The 18,269-nt window shown below is 74.0% G+C and carries 17 protein-coding genes; 14 read left to right on the forward strand and 3 right to left on the reverse strand.

Features of this window, described 5'->3' with window-relative positions:
* Positions 1 to 778 precede the first annotated feature (778 nt).
* From ACIPXB_RS14685 to ACIPXB_RS14695, 3 genes are all read left to right on the forward strand, one after another.
* Positions 779 to 1,492 carry a hypothetical protein gene (locus tag ACIPXB_RS14685; protein WP_401449055.1) on the forward strand — a complete coding sequence of 238 codons (714 nt, stop codon included), beginning with the start codon at positions 779 to 781 and terminating at the stop codon, positions 1,490 to 1,492.
* 77 nt (positions 1,493 to 1,569) lie between these two features.
* Positions 1,570 to 2,934 carry a type VII secretion-associated serine protease mycosin gene (mycP, locus tag ACIPXB_RS14690; protein ID WP_401449057.1) on the forward strand — a complete coding sequence of 455 codons (1,365 nt, stop codon included), beginning with the start codon at positions 1,570 to 1,572 and terminating at the stop codon, positions 2,932 to 2,934.
* A gap of 2 nt (positions 2,935 to 2,936) precedes the next feature.
* The gene (locus ACIPXB_RS14695) at positions 2,937 to 3,674 is read left to right on the forward strand and encodes an SseB family protein (RefSeq protein ID WP_401449605.1); all 738 of its coding nucleotides are present in this window, start codon (positions 2,937 to 2,939) and stop codon (positions 3,672 to 3,674) included.
* 123 nt (positions 3,675 to 3,797) lie between these two features.
* Here the strand turns inward: ACIPXB_RS14695 and ACIPXB_RS14700 are convergent, their stop codons facing one another.
* Positions 3,798 to 4,175 (reverse strand): DUF1844 domain-containing protein, encoded by a 378-nt coding sequence (locus tag ACIPXB_RS14700; RefSeq protein ID WP_401449059.1) that lies wholly within the window; start codon positions 4,173 to 4,175, stop codon positions 3,798 to 3,800.
* 333 nt (positions 4,176 to 4,508) lie between these two features.
* Here ACIPXB_RS14700 and infC point away from each other — a divergent pair, with 333 nt between their 5' ends.
* The 10 genes from infC to ACIPXB_RS14750 all read left to right on the forward strand — a co-directional run bounded on the left by infC (position 4,509) and on the right by ACIPXB_RS14750 (position 15,671).
* Positions 4,509 to 5,171, forward strand: a complete 663-nt coding sequence (gene infC / locus ACIPXB_RS14705) for a translation initiation factor IF-3 (RefSeq protein ID WP_401449061.1) — start codon at positions 4,509 to 4,511, stop codon at positions 5,169 to 5,171.
* 104 nt (positions 5,172 to 5,275) lie between these two features.
* Positions 5,276 to 5,470 carry a 50S ribosomal protein L35 gene (gene rpmI, locus ACIPXB_RS14710; protein WP_030192941.1) on the forward strand — a complete coding sequence of 65 codons (195 nt, stop codon included), beginning with the start codon at positions 5,276 to 5,278 and terminating at the stop codon, positions 5,468 to 5,470.
* 107 nt (positions 5,471 to 5,577) lie between these two features.
* Positions 5,578 to 5,964: a 50S ribosomal protein L20 gene (gene rplT, locus ACIPXB_RS14715; protein ID WP_125652405.1), complete on the forward strand. Its 387-nt coding sequence runs from the start codon at positions 5,578 to 5,580 to the stop codon at positions 5,962 to 5,964.
* Positions 5,965 to 6,083: 119 nt separating this feature from the next.
* On the forward strand, positions 6,084 to 6,941 hold the full coding sequence (locus tag ACIPXB_RS14720) for a TrmH family RNA methyltransferase (protein ID WP_401449065.1): 858 nt from the start codon (positions 6,084 to 6,086) through the stop codon (positions 6,939 to 6,941).
* 381 nt (positions 6,942 to 7,322) lie between these two features.
* Positions 7,323 to 8,462 carry an ATP-binding protein gene (locus tag ACIPXB_RS14725; protein ID WP_401449608.1) on the forward strand — a complete coding sequence of 380 codons (1,140 nt, stop codon included), beginning with the start codon at positions 7,323 to 7,325 and terminating at the stop codon, positions 8,460 to 8,462.
* A gap of 163 nt (positions 8,463 to 8,625) precedes the next feature.
* Positions 8,626 to 9,753, forward strand: coding sequence for a phenylalanine--tRNA ligase subunit alpha (gene pheS, locus ACIPXB_RS14730; RefSeq protein ID WP_401449067.1), 1,128 nt, complete (start codon positions 8,626 to 8,628; stop codon positions 9,751 to 9,753).
* Entirely contained in the window at positions 9,753 to 12,296 is a 2,544-nt protein-coding gene (gene pheT, locus ACIPXB_RS14735) for a phenylalanine--tRNA ligase subunit beta (RefSeq protein ID WP_401449070.1), read from the forward strand. Before pheS ends, pheT begins: the two co-directional genes overlap by 1 nt.
* 137 nt (positions 12,297 to 12,433) lie before the next feature.
* On the forward strand, positions 12,434 to 13,369 hold the full coding sequence (locus ACIPXB_RS14740) for a PP2C family protein-serine/threonine phosphatase (RefSeq protein ID WP_401449072.1): 936 nt from the start codon (positions 12,434 to 12,436) through the stop codon (positions 13,367 to 13,369).
* A 378-nt stretch (positions 13,370 to 13,747) separates the two neighbouring features.
* Positions 13,748 to 15,088 carry a transcriptional regulator gene (locus ACIPXB_RS14745; RefSeq protein ID WP_401449074.1) on the forward strand — a complete coding sequence of 447 codons (1,341 nt, stop codon included), beginning with the start codon at positions 13,748 to 13,750 and terminating at the stop codon, positions 15,086 to 15,088.
* A 52-nt stretch (positions 15,089 to 15,140) separates the two neighbouring features.
* On the forward strand, positions 15,141 to 15,671 hold the full coding sequence (locus ACIPXB_RS14750; protein WP_401449076.1) for an NUDIX domain-containing protein: 531 nt from the start codon (positions 15,141 to 15,143) through the stop codon (positions 15,669 to 15,671).
* A gap of 23 nt (positions 15,672 to 15,694) precedes the next feature.
* Here the strand turns inward: ACIPXB_RS14750 and ACIPXB_RS14755 are convergent, their stop codons facing one another.
* Positions 15,695 to 16,588, reverse strand: a complete 894-nt coding sequence (locus ACIPXB_RS14755; RefSeq protein ID WP_401449079.1) for a 3-hydroxybutyryl-CoA dehydrogenase — start codon at positions 16,586 to 16,588, stop codon at positions 15,695 to 15,697.
* Between the two features lie 163 nt (positions 16,589 to 16,751).
* Here ACIPXB_RS14755 and ACIPXB_RS14760 point away from each other — a divergent pair, with 163 nt between their 5' ends.
* Positions 16,752 to 18,035, forward strand: a complete 1,284-nt coding sequence (locus ACIPXB_RS14760; protein ID WP_401449611.1) for a glycoside hydrolase family 10 protein — start codon at positions 16,752 to 16,754, stop codon at positions 18,033 to 18,035.
* A gap of 12 nt (positions 18,036 to 18,047) precedes the next feature.
* Here the strand turns inward: ACIPXB_RS14760 and ACIPXB_RS14765 are convergent, their stop codons facing one another.
* Positions 18,048 to 18,245: a DUF1918 domain-containing protein gene (locus tag ACIPXB_RS14765; RefSeq protein WP_401449081.1), complete on the reverse strand. Its 198-nt coding sequence runs from the start codon at positions 18,243 to 18,245 to the stop codon at positions 18,048 to 18,050.
* Between the last annotated feature and the right edge of the window lie 24 nt (positions 18,246 to 18,269).

Below are 18,269 nucleotides of genomic sequence, written 5' to 3' on the forward strand. Positions count from 1 at the left end.
GACACCCGGGCCCGGTAGGCCGCCGCGGCCGGCGCGGGGGCGCCAGTGGGTCGCCGACGCGTGGTGCCGGGATCGCGCCTTGGCCAGGGTGGGCCGGCCGGCGGTGTGGTGCGGTTGCCGCACGGAGCCGCCGTCGTGCGCCCGGGCACGGGGTCCGGCTGCTGGTGGAGGGTGTCCCGGCCCCGGTGGGAACCTTCTCCGCACCGCGGAGGCGCACCGGGCCAGGCGTCCGGGGCGGGTCCGGCCTGACCCAGGCCGGGGACATCGGCGGACGCCGTGGGCCGGTGGGGCGGATCGGTCGGTGAGGCACGCGCACGACGTAGAGTACGGGCAGGCAGCCGCGAGGGCACGGAACGGGGGGCGGAGCCGCGCGATGACGACGTCGAACCCACACCCCACCACGCCCAGCGGCCTCCCGGAGCCCGTCGCGCCTGGCGCCTGTCCGGCGCCCGCCCCGGCCCGGGTCGATGCCGGCGGGGCCGCCCCCGAGGAGTTCGGGACCCGTGCGGGCCTGCGGTCCGGGGACCCGTCCGGCGCACGGCCTGCGTTTGCCGCTGGTGGCACTGCCGCGCCGGGTGGACGGTCCGTCCCGACGGGCGGAGGTGAGCATGTCCAGCAGCCCGCCGGCCCGGTCGGTGAGCGGTCCGTGTCCGAAGGGGTCGGCGCGGGGGACAGTGGGGCCGGTACGGCTGTTGCGGCCGCGTCGTATGCCGTCACCGAGGGGCCGTGTGGGCCGGGGGTCGATGCGGTGCGGGTGGTCGCGTACGAGGATGTCGTCGTGCCGGGCCGCCGGCGGCGGGTGGCCGGGGCCGTGCTCTGTGCCGTCGTGGGATCGTCGCTGATCGTCGGGGCAGGGGCCGTGACCTGGCTCGAGCGGCGGGCCGAGGCGCGGCCGCCGTCGGCCGCGGCCGTCTACCGCACGGCGGGCTCGCTGTGGCGGTCGACGCCCGTCGACACCCTGTTCCCGCGCGTCCTGGAGGGCCGGGGCGCCGGCCCCGGCGGGGCCGCGCGGACCTGGACCCGGGTGGCCCTGGCCCCCGACGCCGACTGCTCCGCCGCGCTGCCCGCGGACTGGCAGGCCCAGCTGGCCGCCACGGGCTGTACCCGCGTGCTGCGCGCGACCTATACCGACGCCACCCGCAGTTCCCTCGTCACCGTCGGCCTGGTCTTCACCCCCGCCGACGCCACCGCGATGACCGCCCTGCGCGGCCACCTCCCGGTGCCCCAGGGCTACGGGTTCGCCGACCCCCAGCGCGCCGCCTGGACGGCGTCCGTCGTCCCCGAGGCACCGGTCGTCGTGTACGCGGTCTCCGCCTTCGCCGACGGCCGTACGGTGAGCCGGCCGCGCACCGCCGAGGAGGCGATGAAGAAGGAGGACACCGGCCCGGTCGCCCAGGCGGGCCTGGGGCACGAGGCCAAGGCCGTCGCCGACCGGATCGAGCGGTCGCTGCGCGCCCTCGCCGCCCCGCCCGCCGGGGAGCCCGCCCGATGATCCCCCCGTCCGACCCGTCCGACCCGTTCCGTCCGTCGAGGTCCTACGCCGCCGCGGGTGAACCCGGGAGCCCAGCCATGCCCGTCCGCCCGGCCATACCCGCCCCTGCCCGCACCCCGGACGGTGGCGCCGACACCACCGACGGCACCGGCCGCAGGGCGGGTGCACCGCCGCACCCCGAGGGGTCCGTGGCCGGTGCGGGAGCCGGGCCGGCCGACGTCACCGGCTGCCGTACCGTGCGGCACCCGGCCGGGCGTACGCGGGCCCCCGGCACCGGGCGGCGCCGCGTCGCCGCCGTCGGCCTGTTCGCCGCGCTCTTCGCCGGGGTCGCCGTTCCGCCCGCGGTCGCCGACGTCATCCGGGACCGGCAGTGGGGGCTGACCGCGCTGCGGGCCGAGGAGGCGTGGGGGACCACCCGGGGGGAGGGGATCACCGTCGCCGTGCTCGACACCGGGGTCGACGGGACCCACCCCGACCTCGACGGGCAGGTCCTCGACGGCACCGACCTCGTCGGCATGGGCGCCGGCCGCGGCGACCGGACCTGGGCCCGCCACGGGACCGCCATGGCCGGCATCATCGCCGGCCACGGGCACGGCACCAACCGCCGCCAGGGCGTCCTCGGCCTCGCCCCGGCCGCCCGGATCCTGCCGGTCCGGGTGATCCTGGAGGAGGGCGACCCGGCCCGCGCCAAGGCCCGCGAGAACAAGGGCGGCGCCCTCGCCGAAGGCATCCGCTGGGCCGCCGACCACGGCGCCCACGTCATCAACCTCTCCCTCGGCGACGACAGCGACGCCGCCCACCACGAGGCCGCCGAGGACGAGGCCGTCCAGTACGCCCTCGCCAAGGGCGTCGTCGTGGTCGCCTCCGCCGGCAACGGCGGCGAGAACGGCGACCACGCCTCCTACCCGGCCGCCTACCCCGGCGTCATCGCCGTCACCGCCGTCGACCGGCGCGGCCGGAAGGCCCCCTTCTCCACCCGCAGCTGGTACGCCACCGTCAGCGCCCCCGGCGTCGACGTCGTGATCGCCGACCCCGACCGCGCCTACTACGAGGGCTGGGGCACCAGCGCCGCCGCCGCCTACGTCTCCGGCGCCGTCGCCCTGGTCCGCTCGGCCCACCCCGACCTCTCCCCGGCGCAGATCAAGAAGCTCCTCGAGGACACCGCCGCCAACGCCCCGGCCGGCGGCCGCGACGACGCCCGCGGCCACGGGCTCGTCGACCCCGTCGCCGCCCTGCGCGCCGCCGAGTCCCTGCGCCCCGACGCCCCGACGCCCGCCCCGGTGCCGTACGGGCAGACCTACTTCGGCCCCGGGCCCGAGCCCGTGCGTCCGCCCGAACGCCGCTCCCGCCTGCTGGCCCCCGCCGCCGCGGGCGGCGGACTGGCCCTGCTCGCGCTGGCCGCCGTACTCGGCAGACGCCGGGCAGAGGATAGGGTCGGGTGATTGTGGCGCAGAAGAACATTCCCGACCCCGGATACTCCGACGACGACGGCACCGCCGATCCCCGGCTGAGCGCGGCCCTCGCCGCGTGGGCCGAGGACCGGGCCAAGGAGCCCGAGGTGCTCGCGGCGCTCGCGGGCGCCCGGCTGCTCGTCCCCGTCGTCGCCGTGCTCGGTGAGGTCGAGACCGACCCCGAGACCGGCCTGAAGCGGGAGAAGACCAGCGACATGGCCGTGCCCACGCTGGTCGCGGGCGGCCGCCGCGCGCTGCCGGCCTTCACCTCCACCGCCTCGCTGGCCCGGTGGGACCCGGCAGCCCGCCCGGTGGCCGTCCCGCTGCACCAGGCCCTGCAGGCCGCGGCCCACGAGAAGGCCGACACGGTCGTCCTCGACCTGGCCGGCCCGGTGCCCTACCAGCTGACCGGCTCCGGCCTGCGGGCCCTCGCCGAGGGCCGCACCGACGCCGACCCGCTGGCCGACCCGGCCGTCACCGGCGCCGTGCGGGCCGCGGTCGCCGCCGAGCCCTCGGTGCGCCGGGCCTACCTCGGCCCGGGCGGCGCCGACGCGGACGGCATCCTGGCGATCGTCCTCGCCGACGGCGCCGACCCCGCCACGGGCACCCGCGCGGTGGCGCGGGCCCTGGCCGCCGACGAGACCCTGCGGGCCCGGCTGGTCCGGGGACTGGGCCTCGCGCTCCTCCCGGCCGACGCCGCAGCCCCCGGCGAGCCCCTCTTCGAACGGTAGAAACGTAGAAACGGCAGAACGGCAGAAACGTCAGGAACGTGCGGAAGGGGCGGGGCCCGGTGGTCTCCCACCGGGCCCCGCCCCTTGCGTCGTCTCTCCTCGTCCGCCGCCGGCGGCGGACGCTCAGCCGAAGACCGGGCCCGTGAACTTCTCGCCCGGCCCCTGGCCCGGCTCGTCCGGGACGATCGACGCCTCGCGGAAGGCCAGCTGCAGGGACTTCAGGCCGTCACGCAGCGGAGCCGCGTGGAAGGAGCTGATCTCGGTCGCGCTCGCCGTGACCAGGCCCGCCAGAGCGGTGATCAGCTTGCGGGCCTCGTCGAGGTCCTTGTGCTCGGAATCCGGCTTGTCCAGGCCCAGGTTGACCGCCGCGGCGCTCAGCAGGTGCACGGCCACCGTGGTGATCACCTCGACCGCGGGCACGTCCGCGATGTCGCGCGTCATGGCGTCGTAGTCGGGGGCCACGTCGGCGTCGGTGGCGGTGGAGGGTGTCGCGTCAGTCATGCCTTCACCATAAGCCGTGGCTCCGATTGGTCTCCCCGGGCCCCGGGTGCTAACCTTGTGTGACGACCGGCCGGAGACGCATGTCCCCGGCCCACAAGTGGAGGCTCCGATCTCCCACCTGACCGCCCTCCGGGGCGGCGGGTCACCGGTCAGGCGGCATCCATCGTTCCGTACGGACGATGGAAAGCCGCCCGAGTCTGCGCCCCGCGGTTGTACGCGGCGGTGCTCCGGTTGTATTGGAGCTCCCGCCTGTGTCCCGGTCCGGGGCGTTTTTCGTGTCCCGGGGCGGTGGGTCCGTACGAAGAAACGTACGCGACTGTCTGCCAGGCAGCCGTGTGGTGCTACCGAGGAGGATCCATCAGCGCCGAGCCCCGCATCAACGACCGGATTCGCGTTCCCGAGGTGCGACTTGTCGGTCCCAGCGGCGAGCAGGTCGGAATTGTTCCGCTTGCCAAGGCCCTGGAGCTCGCACAGGAGTACGACCTCGACCTGGTCGAGGTCGCGGCGAACGCCCGTCCGCCCGTGTGCAAGCTCATGGACTACGGGAAGTTCAAGTACGAGTCGGCCATGAAGGCCCGTGAGGCGCGCAAGAACCAGGCGCACACGGTCATCAAGGAGATGAAGCTCCGGCCGAAGATCGACCCGCACGACTATGACACCAAGAAGGGTCACGTCGTCCGGTTCCTCAAGCAGGGCGACAAGGTCAAGATCACGATCATGTTCCGTGGTCGCGAGCAGTCCCGGCCGGAGCTCGGCTACCGACTGCTGCAGCGTCTGGCGGAGGACGTCCAGGACCTCGGTTTCGTCGAGTCGAACCCGAAGCAGGACGGCCGCAACATGATCATGGTCCTCGGTCCGCACAAGAAGAAGACCGAGGCGATGGCCGAGGCCCGCGAGGCGCAGGCCGCCCGCAAGGCCGAGCGCCAGGGGCAGTCCGCGGAGGCCACCGAGGCTGCTGCCGAGGAAGCCGAGACCGAGGCGCCCGCCGAGGCCTGATTCCGGGGCAGCCCGTCCCGGATCAATCGACACACATGACGCTCCCGTGGGCCGGCCCGTCACAGGGCCGGTGGGGGCGCCACTGACGAGGAGATAACGGCGCTATGCCGAAGAACAAGACCCACAGCGGTTCCAAGAAGCGCTTCAAGATCACCGGCTCCGGCAAGGTGCTCCGTGAGCGCGCCGGCAAGCGCCACCTGCTCGAGCACAAGTCGTCCAAGCTGACGCGTCGCCTCACCGGCAACGCCGAGATGGCCCCGGGCGACGCCGCGAAGATCAAGAAGCTTCTCGGCAAGTGACGTCCGTCCGCTCCCGCGCCGGGAGCGGGGCGAGACGTCTGGACCGGGACCCAATCGATTTCGGGCCGTGTGAAGACAACCACGGCCCCGCTACAAGGAGTTAACAAGTGGCACGCGTCAAGCGGGCAGTAAACGCCCACAAGAAGCGCCGGGCGATCCTCGAGGCGGCCTCCGGCTACCGCGGTCAGCGTTCGCGCCTGTACCGCAAGGCCAAGGAGCAGGTCACCCACTCGCTGGTCTACAACTACAACGACCGCAAGAAGCGCAAGGGCGACTTCCGTCAGCTGTGGATCCAGCGCATCAACGCCGCTGCCCGCCAGAACGGCATGACGTACAACCGCCTCATCCAGGGTCTGAAGGCCGCCAACATCGAGGTGGACCGCAAGATCCTGGCGGAGCTCGCCGTCAACGACGCCAACGCGTTCGCCGCGCTGGTCGAGGTCGCGCAGAAGGCGCTCCCGGCCGACGTGAACGCCCCGAAGGCCGCCGCCTGATCCAGGCGACACCTTCGTAGCCTCAACGGCTGACGTGCCCGGACCCGCAGGCCTCGTGCCTGCGGGTCCGGTGCGTTGAACGACCTCTTTTTCACGTACGGAAGCGAGCCGCGAAAACCATGGGTACCCCCGTCGAGCTGATCTCACCGCGATCCCCCCGGGTGGCCGCCGCCCGGCGGCTCGCGCGACGGAACTTCCGCACCAAGGAACGGCGCTTCATCGCCGAGGGCCCCCAGGCCGTCCGTGAGGCCGTCGAGCACCGCGGTGAGGCCGGCCCGACCCTCGTCGAGCTGTTCGCCACCGTCGAGGCCGCCGAGCGCTACGCCGGCATCGTCGACGCCGCCCGGGCCGCCGGCGCCCGCGTCCACTACGCCTCGGACGAGGTGCTCGCCGAGGTCTCGCAGACCGTCACCCCGCAGGGCCTGGTCGGCGTCTGCCACTTCCTGGACTCGCCCTTCGAGGACATCCTGAAGTCCGGCCCCAAGCTGGTCGCCGTCCTCGCGCACGTGCGCGACCCCGGCAACGCCGGCACCGTGCTGCGCTGCGCGGACGCCGCCGGCGCCGACGCCGTCGTACTGACCGACGCCTCGGTCGACCTCTACAACCCGAAGTCGGTGCGCGCCTCCGTCGGCTCCCTCTTCCACCTGCCGGTCGCGGTCGGCGTCCCCGTCGAGCAGGCCGTCGAGGGCCTGCGCGCCGCGGGGTTGCGGATCCTGGCCGCCGACGGCGCGGGCGAGGACGACCTCGACGCCGAGCTGGATGCGGGCACCATGGGGGGCCCGTCGGCGTGGGTCTTCGGCAACGAGGCGTGGGGCCTGCCGGAGGAGACCCGGGCCCTCGCGGACGCCGTCGTCCGCGTCCCGATCCACGGCAGGGCCGAGAGCCTGAACCTCGCGACGGCCGCCGCCGTGTGCCTCTACGCGTCCGCGCGTGCACAGCGGGCGCCCGGAGGGTGCCGCTCCGTGACCCCCAGCTAGTAATGTGGCGGCCCGGGGGCCCACGGCGCTACCGGAGATGTGGGGTACGGGGACATGACCGTCGGTACGAACAGCTCACCGGGGGCCACGGGGGTGGCCGGCCACGCCGAGGCCGACGGCGTCCCGCGCCACCGTCCCCCGGCCGCCCCCGCGTCCCCCGCCGCCGCGCCCGACCCCGGCCGGGCCGCCGACGCGGGCCCGCCGGGCCGCGTCACGCTCACCACCGCCCCCGGGGCCGCCGTACCCGCCCCGGGCCCCTCCACCGGGGTCGCGGGCCGGGCCGGGGCCCACGGGGCCCCCGAGGTCGCGGGCGGCCTCGCGGCCGGCGGGCTGCCGGGCGTACCGCCGCAGCCCCCCGCCGTCGGCCCCGCGGGCCGCGCCGTGGCCCCCGGGGCGAGCCGGCCGGCCGCGGGCACGGCGGGAGCCGGGACGCGCGTCCGCACCGGGGCCGTCACAGGGCGCGGGACACCGGACGACGAGGCGCTCGGGCTGGACCCCGACGACCTGCCCGACGGGCTCGTCGTCGCCGACCACACCGGCCAGGTGATCTGCTTCAACCGGGCCGCCGCCCGCATCACCGCCACCGACCCCGGCCAGGCCCTCGGCACCCGCATCGAGCGCGCGCTGCCGCTGGAGGACCTGGAGGGCCGCCGCTGGTGGGCGCTCACCGACCCCTACGGCGGGCTCGCCACCCGGCGCGGCCAGCCCGAGCGCAACCTGCTGCTGCCCGGCGGCCGCGAGGTGCTGGTCTCCGCCCGGTACGTCCGCACGCACCCCACGGGCCCGCTGCGGCGCCTGGTGGTCACCCTGCGCGGGACCGAGGCCCGCCGCCGTACCGAACGCAGCCACGCCGAGCTGATCGCCACCGTCGCCCACGAACTGCGCTCCCCGCTCACCTCCGTCAAGGGCTTCACGGCGACCCTGCTCGCCAAATGGGAGCGGTTCACCGACGACCAGAAGCGGCTGATGCTGGAGACCGTCGACGCCGACGCCAACCGGGTCACCCGGCTGATCGCCGAGCTGCTCGACATCTCCCGCATCGACTCGGGACGGCTGGAGGTCCGCCGCCAGCCCGTGGACATCGCCACCGCCGTCGGCCGGCACGTCCAGGCGCTCACCGCGAACGGCCAGGACCCCGACCGCTTCCTCGTCTGCGTCAGCCGCCCGCTGCCCGATCTGTGGGCCGACCCGGACAAGATCGACCAGATCCTGGGCAACCTCCTCGAAAATGCGGTGCGGCACGGTGACGGAACGGTCACCATCGATGTGACGCCGCACGAGAAGGGAACCGCCGTCACCGTGACCGACGAGGGCCCCGGGATCCCCGAGGAGTCGATGGGCCGTGTGTTCACCCGCTTCTGGCGGGGGAGCAAGCGCGGCGGCACCGGCCTGGGCCTGTACATCGTCAAGGGCATCGTGGAGGCCCACGGCGGCACGATCACGGTAGGCCGCGGCCCCTGCGGCGGCGCCGAGTTCCGATTTATCCTGCCCGTCGGCGCGCCGGCCTACCTCACGCAGTAGCCACTGCGGAGCGTCTCGCCAGGCGGCCCACGGGCTCCTTCACCCCCCGCGGCCCTTAGACTCGACCTTTGGCACCTTTGTGTCCTCGTGCCGGAGCGTGCCGAGGCGATTCGATCACGTCGTACGGGGACCCACCAGCCAGCCATCGGAAGTACGGGAAGAGATGTCGGCACCGAACAAGTCGTACGACCCTGTCGAGGTCGAGGCACTGAAACCGGAAGAGATCGAGCGCATGCGGGACGAGGCGCTCGCCGCCTTCGCGGCCGCCGGCGACCTCGACGCGCTGCGGGAGGCGAAGACCGCGCACATGGGCGACCGCTCGCCCCTGGCGCTCGCCAACCGCGAGATCGGCGCCCTGCCGCCGCAGGCCAAGGCCGAGGCGGGCAAGCGCGTGGGCCAGGCCCGCGGCGCCGTCAACAAGGCCTTCGGCGCGCGCATGGTCGAGCTCGAGGCCGAGCGCGACGAGCGCGTGCTGGTCGAGGAGGCGGTGGACGTCACGCTGCCGTACGACCGCGTCCCGGCCGGCGCCCGCCACCCCCTGACCACGCTGATGGACCGCATCGCGGACATCTTCGTGGCCATGGGGTACGAGGTGGCCGAGGGCCCCGAGGTCGAGGCGGAGTGGTTCAACTTCGACGCGCTCAACTTCACGCCCGACCACCCGGCCCGCCAGATGCAGGACACCTTCTTCGTCCAGGGCCCCGAGGGCGTCCAGGGCGACGAGTCCGGCGTCGTGCTGCGCACCCACACCTCCCCGGTGCAGGCGCGCTCGCTCCTCGACCGGGAGCCGCCCGTCTACATCGTCTGCCCCGGCCGCGTGTACCGCACCGACGAGCTCGACGCCACGCACACCCCGGTCTTCCACCAGGTCGAGCTGCTCGCCGTGGACAAGGGCCTGACCATGGCCGACCTCAAGGGCACCATGGACCACATGGTGGCCGAGCTGTTCGGCGAGGGCACCACCACCCGCCTGCGCCCGCACTTCTTCCCGTTCACCGAGCCGTCGGCCGAGATGGACATGCAGTGCTACGTGTGCCGCGGCGCGTCGGTGGGCAACCCCGACCGCCCCTGCCGCACCTGCTCCAGCGAGGGCTGGATCGAGCTCGGCGGCTGCGGCATGGTCAACCCCAAGGTGCTGACCGCCTGCGGCGTGGACCCCGAGGTGTACAGCGGCTTCGCCTTCGGGTTCGGCATCGAGCGGATGCTCATGTTCCGCCACAACGTTGAAGACATGCGAGACATGGTCGAGGGTGACGTCCGGTTCACCCGGCCGTTCGGGATGGAGATCTGATGCGGGTCCCGCTTTCTTGGCTGCGGGAGTACGTCGACCTGCCTGCGGGCGAGACCGGTCGTGACGTAGCTGCCAAACTCGTCGACGCCGGCCTCGAGGTCGAGACCGTCGAGCAGCTCGGCGCCGGGCTCAAGGGCCCCCTGGTCGTCGGCCAGGTGCTGACCATCGAGGAGCTGGAGGGCTTCCGCAAGCCGATCCGCTTCTGCACGGTCGACGTCGGCTCCGCCAACGGCACCGGCGAGCCGCAGGAGATCGTCTGCGGCGCCCGCAACTTCGCCGTCGGCGACAAGGTCGTCGTGGTCCTGCCCGGCGCCGTCCTGCCCGGCGACTTCGCGATCGCCTCGCGCAAGACGTACGGCAGGACCTCCCACGGGATGATCTGCTCCGGCGACGAGCTGGGCATGGGCGACGACGGCACGCAGGGGATCATCGTGCTGCCGCCCGAGCACGAGGCCGGCACCGACGCGATCGAGCTCCTGGAGCTCGTCGACGAGGTCCTCCACATCGACGTCACCCCGGACCGCGGCTACTGCATGTCCCTGCGCGGCGTGGCCCGCGAGGTCGCCACCGCCTACGGCCTGCCGCTGCGCGACCCGGCGCTGCTCGACGTCCCGGCCCCCAACTCCTACGGCTACCTGGTCAAGGTCGAGGACCCGGCCGGCTGCGACCGCTTCACCGCGCGCACCGTCACCGGCCTGGACCCCGAGGCGCGCTCCCCGATCTGGCTCAAGCGCCGCCTGCAGAAGGCGGGCATGCGCCCGATCTCGCTCGCCGTCGACATCACCAACTACGTGATGCTGGAGCTCGGCCAGCCCCTGCACGCGTACGACCGCTCCAGCATTGCGGGTCCGATCGGCGTGCGTCGGGCTGAGCAGGGTGAAGAGCTGATCACCCTCGACGGCGTCAAGCGCACGCTCGACGCCGAGGACCTGGTGATCACCGACAACAGCGGGCCGATCGGCCTGGCCGGTGTCATGGGCGGCGCCAACACCGAGATCGCCGACTCCGTCACCACTGCGTTTGATCCCTCTGGGTCGACCGGCGCCGTCACCGGCACCACCGACGTGGTCATCGAGGCCGCGCACTTCGACTCCGTGTCGATCTCGCGCACCGCCCGCCGGCTGAAGCTGTCCTCCGAGGCGTCCAAGCGCTTCGAGCGCGGCGTCGACCCGCAGGCCGCCGCCGCGGCCGCCCAGCGCACCGTCGACCTGCTGGTGCTGCTCGCGGGCGGCACCGCCGAGGCCGGCGTCACCGAGCTGACCGCGCCGCTGGCCCCGCGCACCGTCGCCCTGCGCGCGGACCACCCGGACCGCGTCGCGGGCATGGACTACGGCCGCGAGACCGTCGTACGCCGCCTCCAGGAGATCGGCTGCGACGTCTACGGCCAGGACGAGCTCGTCGTCACCGTGCCCTCGTGGCGCCCCGACCTCGCCGAGCCCAACGACCTCGCCGAAGAGGTCATCCGGCTGGAGGGCTACGGCAACCTGCCCTCCACCCTCCCGCAGGTGCCCTCCGGCCGCGGTCTCACCCCGCGCCAGCAGCTGCACCGCCGGGTCGGCCGCGCGCTGGCCGGTGCGGGCTACGTCGAGGCGCTGAACTACCCGTTCCTCGGCGAGGGCGTGTTCGACCAGCTCCAGCTGCCGGCGCACGACGCCGCCCGCCAGGTGGTCAAGCTCGTCAACCCGCTCTCCGACGAGGAGCCGGCGCTGCGCACCACGCTGCTGCCGGGTCTGCTCGGCGCGCTGCGCCGCAACGACAGCCGCGGCAGCCACGACCTCGCGCTCTTCGAGACCGGCTCGGTCTTCCGGGCGGGCGAGCGGGCGGGCGTCGCGGTGCGGCTGCCCGTCGACCGCCGGCCCACCGACGAGGAGATCGCCACCCTCGACGCCGCCCTCCCGGCGCAGCCGCGGTACGCCGCGGTCGTGCTGGCCGGGGCGCGTGAGCAGGCCGGCTGGTGGGGCAAGGGCCGCCCGGCCGACTGGGCCGACGCCGTCCAGGCCGCCCGCGCGCTCGCCGTCGAGGCCGGCGCGGACCTGGTCGTCCGCCAGGGCCAGTACGGCCCCTGGCACCCGGGCCGCTGCGCCGAGCTGGTCGTCACCCTCGACGGGGTGGAGCAGGTCATCGGCCACGCCGGTGAGCTGCACCCGCGCGTGGTCAAGGCGCTGGGCCTGCCGGCCCGTACGAGCGCCATGGAGCTCGACCTCGACCGGCTGGCCGCGGCCGGCGGCGACGCCGTCAAGGCGCCCCGGATCTCCACCTTCCCGGTGGCGACCCAGGACGTCGCGCTGATCGTCGACGCGTCGGTGCCGGCGTCCTCCGTGGAGGCCGCGCTGCGCAAGGGCGCCGGCGAACTGCTCGAGTCGCTGCGGCTGTTCGACGTCTTCACCGGCGAGCAGGTCGGCGCGGGCAAGAAGTCCCTCGCCTACGCGCTGCGCTTCCGCGCTCCCGACCGGACGCTGACGGCCGAGGAGTCGACGGCGGCGCGTGACGCCGCCGTGGCGCTGGCCGCCGAGCGGACGGGCGCGGTGCTGCGCGGCGCATAGCCGCTCGCCAGGGCTCATGAGGGGCGCATCCGGGGATCCGGGTGCGCCCCTCACTCGTTCGGGTGAGAACTTCGGCTGGATATAGGGCTTGAACCAGGTGGTCGGCACAATCGTTCCGGCCGAGGGGAGGCCTGCCAATGACCGAAACGCGGCCCGTGCCCCAGGTGCGCCGGGCGTGCGTCCTTGCCTGGGGCGGGGCCGCGGTGTCGTGGGAACTGTCGTCCCCCGGACCGCTGGTGCCGAGCCTGACCAGCTGCGCGGCGTTCCTGCTGCTGGCCACGGGATGCGCCCTGCACATGCGGCAGCGGCTCATGGGCGAACTGCGCCGGACCCAGGAGATCGCGGGCGCGGCGCAGAGCGTGCTGCTGCGCCCGCTGCCCGCCCGGATGGAGGGCCTGGGGCTCGCGGCGGTGCACGGGACCGCCGTCGACGGGGCGTCGATGGGCGGCGACCTCTACGACGCGCTGGCCACGCCCTTCGGGGTGCGGGTGGTCATGGGCGACGTCCGCGGCCACGGTCCGGGGTCGCTGGGGGCCGCGGCCGCCGTCCTCGGAGCGTTCCGGGAGGCGGCGTACGACGAGCCCGCCCTGGGCGATGTCCTGCGGCGGCTGGAGCGGGCCCTGCACCGGGCCTCGGCCGACCCGGAGGAGTTCGTGACCGTGCTCCTGCTGGAGATCACGGCGGACGGCGCCGTCACCGCGGTCAACTGCGGCCACCCCTGGCCCTATCTGCTGAGCCCGACGGCCGCCGAGGTCATGGTCGGGGACGAGACGCTGCCGCCGCTGGGCGTGCTGCCGCTGCCCGACAAGGTCGAGTCGCAGGCGTACGTACGACTGGCGCCCGGCGAGGCGCTGTTCCTGCACACCGACGGGGTGGAGGACGCCCGGGACCGGGGAGGGCGGCACTTCCCGCTCGGCGGGGTGCTCGCCGAGGCCGGATGCGGGGCGGTCACGCCCGCGCGGCTGGTGGCGGGCGTGCACGCCGCGTTGCTGCGCCACGCCGGCGGGCGGCCCGCCGACGACGTCGCCCTCCTGGTGCTGCGCAACGACCGGCTCCGGCCGGCCGGCCCCTGACCGGCCGGCGGAGCCGTACGGGCCGGTGGACGGTGGGTGGTCCCGGCACGTACGACGCGTCTCCCCGGCCGCGCCGAGGAGTGGGGGACTTCCGCCGGTGGCCGGCGACCAACCGGCGCCGGCGGAAGCCCCTGGGGCGCCGCCCGCCTGCCGTGGAGTGTCGGGCAGACGAGCAGACGGGCGGCGCGATACGGGCCGTCGCACTGTACGAGGGGGAGCCGACGGCCCGTGTGCCTCTTGGTGAGGCGAGAGTCCCAGTCAACCGCTCCCCGGCATCCGGCGGCAGGGTGTGCGGCGCATTTATGCGCGTACCCGGTTCACACCCCGTGTGAATCCCGCACCCACTAACCTGATGCCGACGAGCCCTTGGAGGGGCCCATGCAGTCCAATGCCCTGCTCGACGCCCTCCTCGCCGAGGCGGGCATGTCGCATGCCGGACTCGCCGCGCACGTGAACCAGGCCGGCCGGTCCCGCGGGCTCGCCCTGCGCTACGAACACACCGCCGTCGCCCGGTGGTTGAAGGGCCAGCGGCCGCGCGGCCAGGTGCCCGACCTGATCTGCGAGGTGCTGGGCCGGCGGCTCAGCAGACCGCTCTCCCTCGACGACATCGGACTCGGGGTGCCCGGCCAGTCGGGCATCGCGCACGGCACCTCGCTCGTCGGCTTCGTCGACCGGGCAACGGCCTTGTGGCGTACGGACGAACAGGGGCGCGCCGAGCTGCTGACCGCGGCCGCCGTCACCGGCACCCCCGCGGTGATCCCCGTGTGGGAGTGGGAGAACCCGCCCGAGGACGGCGACGTCTCGCACGCGGGCCCCACCCGGGTCGGCCCCGAGCACATCGAGATCCTGCGGGCCGCCCGCGCGCACTACGAGCTCATGTACCGCCGGGCGGGCGGCATGGCCACCCGGGCCCGGATCGTCCGCTTCCTGGGCACCGAGACCGCGCCCCTGCTGCGCGGCAGCTACTCCGACGGCCTCGGCCGCCAACTCCACCGTGCCACCGGCTCGCTGGTCGCCGTCGCCGGGATCTGCGCGTACGACTCCGACGCCCACGGGCTGGCCCAGCGTTACTTCCACCAGGCGCTGCGGCTGGCCAAGGCCTGCGGGGACCGCGGGTTGGGGGCGTACGTCATCGCCCTGCTGGTCAACCAATCCCTGCATCTACGGGAGTTCCGGCAGGCGGTGGCGTTCGCGGAGGCCGCGCTGCGCGCCGCCGGACGGCACACCACCCCGGCGCTGGCCGCCGACCTGTACGCCATGCAGGCCAAGGCGTACGCGCAACTCGGCGACACGGTCGCCGCGTTGGCCTGCATCCGGCACGCGGAGACGGCCGCCGAGCGGATCCGCCCCGGCACCGAGCCCGACGAGACCGGGTACGTCCAGCCGGGGCTGGTCAACGTCCAGGTCGCCCAGGCGCTGCTCAGCCTGGGGGATCTGCGCGCCGCGCACGCGCAGGCGGTGGCCGCCGTCGACACCCCGGCGCACGACCGGGGGCGGGTGCACCGGCTGGCGATGCTCTGCGAGATCCAGCTGCGCCAGGGCGAGGCCGACCGGGCCGTGGTGGCCGCGGCCGAGATGGCGGAACGGGCCAGGGGGATGGAGTCGCTGCGGCTGCGCGACCGGCTCCGGGCGGTCCGCGAACAGCTCCTGACCAGCGGTTGCGCGGACGCGGAGGAGACCGTGCAGCTCATCGACGGGGCGCTGCGCGTTCCGCTGTGACAGTGCGGCTGCTGCCATGTTGCCACCTACACGTATGAAAGGTGGCACAACCGTGCAGTGGACGAACCTGAACGAGCAGACCGTGTACAAGAACCGCTGGTTCGACGTCAATCTCGCCGACGTCGAACTGCCCGACGGCCGGCACCTGGACCACTTCGTCATCCGGCTGCGCCCGGTCGCGGCCGCGACCGCCGTCAACGGGGCCGACGAGGTGCTGCTGCTGTGGCGGCACCGCTTCATCACCGACAGCTGGGGCTGGGAGCTGCCCGCCGGTGTGGTCGAGGACGGCGAGGACGTCGCGGCCGCGGCGGCGCGCGAGATGGAGGAGGAATCGGGCTGGCGGCCCGGTCCGCTGCACCACCTGATGACCGTGGAGCCCTCCAACGGCCTCACCGACGCCCGCCACCACCTCTACTGGTCGGAGGGGGCGACGTACATAGGACGGCCCGAGGACGGCTTCGAGTCCTCGCGGCGCGAGTGGGTGCCGCTGGAGCTCGTACCGGAGCTGATCGCGCGCGGCGAGGTCCCGGCCGCCAACATGGCGGCCGGGCTGCTCCTGCTGCACCATCTCCGGCTGGGCTAGGAGGTGCCCCGCCGGTACGGAGCTCAGCCGTACGGGTAGAAGCCCGAGCCCGTCTTGCGGCCCAGGCGGCCCGCGTCCACCATCCGCTGGAGCAGCGGGGGAGCGGCGTACAGGGGCTCCTTGAACTCGGCGTACATCGAGTCGGCCACCGAGGCGACGGTGTCGAGCCCGATGAGGTCCGCGAGCTTCAGCGGGCCCATCGGGTGGGCGCAGCCCATCTCCATGCCGTTGTCGATGTCCTCGCGGCTCGCGATGCCGGACTCGAACATCCGGATCGCGGACAGCAGGTACGGGATGAGGAGGGCGTTCACGACGAAGCCGGACCGGTCCTGGGCGCGGATCGCGTGCTTGCCCAGCACGTCCCGCACCAGGGCCTCGGCCCGCTTGACCGTCTCCTCGCCCGTGGTCAGCGCCGGGATCAGCTCGACGAGCTTCTGCACCGGGGCCGGGTTGAAGAAGTGGATGCCGATGACCTGGTCCGGGCGCGAGGTCGCGACGGCCAGCTTCACCAGCGGGATGGAGGAGGTGTTGGAGGCGAGGATCGCGTCCGGACGGGTGATCACCTGGTCCAGGACCTGGAAGATCTCGGTCTTGACCTGCTCGTTCTCCACGACTGCCTCGATGACCAGGTCGCGGTCGGCGAACTCGCCGAGGTCGGTGGTGAAGCTGAGGCGGGCCAGGGTGGCGTCCCGCTCCTCCTCGCTGATCTTGCCGCGTTCGGCGGCCTTGGTGAGCGAGTTGTGCAGCCGGGTACGTCCGATCTCCAGGGCCTCGCCGGTGGTCTCGGCGACCTTGACCTCAAGGCCACTGCGGGCGCACACCTCGGCGATACCCGCGCCCATCTGGCCACAGCCCACTACGCCGACTCGTGTGATGTCGGAAGGGAGGTCAGTCACTTCGTGCCTTTCGCAGCTCATCCGTCGGCGGGTCCCCCGTGCTGCGCAGTGTCTCTGCTGCCCGGCGCCCGCCACGCCCCACGACGTTACTCCCGACCTTGCGCCGCGTGTCGGGCCGGGGCGGGCATGCTGGGCGATCGGAGAGGAATGTCACGCTGCGGAACGGAGAGGTCGCATGGAGTGCATGGACCGGCGGGGATTGCTGGCCGGAGCCGCGGGGGTACTGGCCACGACCGCCCTGGGTGTCACGGCGCCTGGCGCCACGGCGCGGGCGGCCGCGCCGCCGGGGGGCGGGGGCGGCGGGGCCGGGGGCGGGGCCGGCGGCCGGGGCGGGCGCGCCGTGGTCCCGGAGTTCCGCGGCATGTGGGTGGCCACGGTCACCAACGTGGACTGGCCCTCGCAGGCCGGCCTGACGGCCGCGCGCCAGCGCGAGCAGCTGCTGACGCTGCTGGACAGCGCGGTGGCCCAGCGGCTGAACGCCGTGATCCTCCAGGTCCGGCCGGCCGCCGACGCGCTGTGGCCCTCGCCGCTGGAGCCCTGGTCGCAGTGGCTCACCGGGCGGCAGGGCACCGACCCCGGCTGGGACCCGCTGGGCACGGCGGTCGCCGAGGCGCACGAGCGGGGGCTGGAACTGCACGCCTGGTTCAACCCGTACCGGGTGGCCACGCACGACGACCGGGAGCGGCTCGCCGCGAGCCACCCGGTGCGCCGCAACCCCGAGTGGGCCGTCGAGTACGGCGGCCGGCTGTACTACAACCCGGGGCTGCCGGAGGTCCGGACCTTCGTCCAGGACGCGATGCTCGACGCCGTGGCCCGCTACCCGGTCGACGCCGTGCACTGGGACGACTACTTCTACCCCTATCCCGAGGCGGGCGCGTACTTCGACGACGACGCGGCGTACGAGCTGCACGGCGCGGGCTTCGCCTCACGCGCCGACTGGCGGCGCTACAACGTCGACCTGCTGGTCTCGGAGATGGCGGCGCGGCTGCCGGGGGTCCGGCCGGGGGTGCGGTTCGGCATCAGCCCGTTCGCGGTGTGGCGCAACGGCGACCGCGACCCGCTCGGGTCGGCGACCCGGGCCGGCCTCGGGACGTACGACGACCTGTACGCCGACACCCGCAAGTGGGTCAAGGAGGGCTGGATCGACTACGTCGCCCCGCAGTGCTACTGGCACATCGGGCATCCGCAGGCCGATTACCGGGTCCTGGTGCCGTGGTGGGCGCAGACGGTCGCCGGGACGGGGGTGGACCTCTACATCGGGGAAGCGCTCTACCGGTGCGTGTCGGGCAGTCCCACGCCCGCGTGGCGCGATCCGGCGGAGCTGTCCCGGCACCTGAGCCTGGCCCGGCAGCACGCCGAGGTCCGCGGCCATTCCTACTTCTCGGCGAAGCAGGTGGCCGCGGACCCGATCGGAGCAATGGCCAGGGTCGTCACCGACCACTACCCGACGGCGGTGCCGCCGCGCTGACGTGTGCGGTGCTCAGGGAGTGGGCTCGGTGGGGTGCCTGACGACGCAGTCGGGTCCCGGTGACATGACTGCCTCGTGGCCGTCCTGGAAACGGACCCGGTAGGGAGGGGTGCCGTTCTCGCCCAGGACCTGAGTGATCTCGCCGACCTTGTCGTGCTGCCCCACGACTCTGCCGTGCTGTACCAGCTGGTCGCCCTCGGTCGCGCGCATAGCTGACCTCCTCGGAGGCGGTCT

It is taken from the genome of Streptomyces sp. NPDC090022 (assembly GCF_044748145.1).
In the GTDB taxonomy this organism is placed as follows: Bacteria; Actinomycetota; Actinomycetes; order Streptomycetales; family Streptomycetaceae; genus Streptomyces.

Coding starts and splice junctions, on each gene's coding strand:
- mycP (WP_401449057.1), top strand. CDS start 1,570: ATGCCCGTCCGCCCGGCCATACCCGCCCCTGCCCGCACCCCGGACGGT.
- ACIPXB_RS14720 (WP_401449065.1), top strand. CDS start 6,084: ATGGGTACCCCCGTCGAGCTGATCTCACCGCGATCCCCCCGGGTGGCC.
- ACIPXB_RS14745 (WP_401449074.1), top strand. CDS start 13,748: ATGCAGTCCAATGCCCTGCTCGACGCCCTCCTCGCCGAGGCGGGCATG.
- pheS (WP_401449067.1), top strand. CDS start 8,626: ATGTCGGCACCGAACAAGTCGTACGACCCTGTCGAGGTCGAGGCACTG.
- pheT (WP_401449070.1), top strand. CDS start 9,753: ATGCGGGTCCCGCTTTCTTGGCTGCGGGAGTACGTCGACCTGCCTGCG.
- ACIPXB_RS14765 (WP_401449081.1), bottom strand. CDS start 18,245: ATGCGCGCGACCGAGGGCGACCAGCTGGTACAGCACGGCAGAGTCGTG.
- ACIPXB_RS14700 (WP_401449059.1), bottom strand. CDS start 4,175: ATGACTGACGCGACACCCTCCACCGCCACCGACGCCGACGTGGCCCCC.
- ACIPXB_RS14755 (WP_401449079.1), bottom strand. CDS start 16,588: ATGAGCTGCGAAAGGCACGAAGTGACTGACCTCCCTTCCGACATCACA.
- ACIPXB_RS14740 (WP_401449072.1), top strand. CDS start 12,434: ATGACCGAAACGCGGCCCGTGCCCCAGGTGCGCCGGGCGTGCGTCCTT.
- ACIPXB_RS14760 (WP_401449611.1), top strand. CDS start 16,752: ATGGACCGGCGGGGATTGCTGGCCGGAGCCGCGGGGGTACTGGCCACG.
- rpmI (WP_030192941.1), top strand. CDS start 5,276: ATGCCGAAGAACAAGACCCACAGCGGTTCCAAGAAGCGCTTCAAGATC.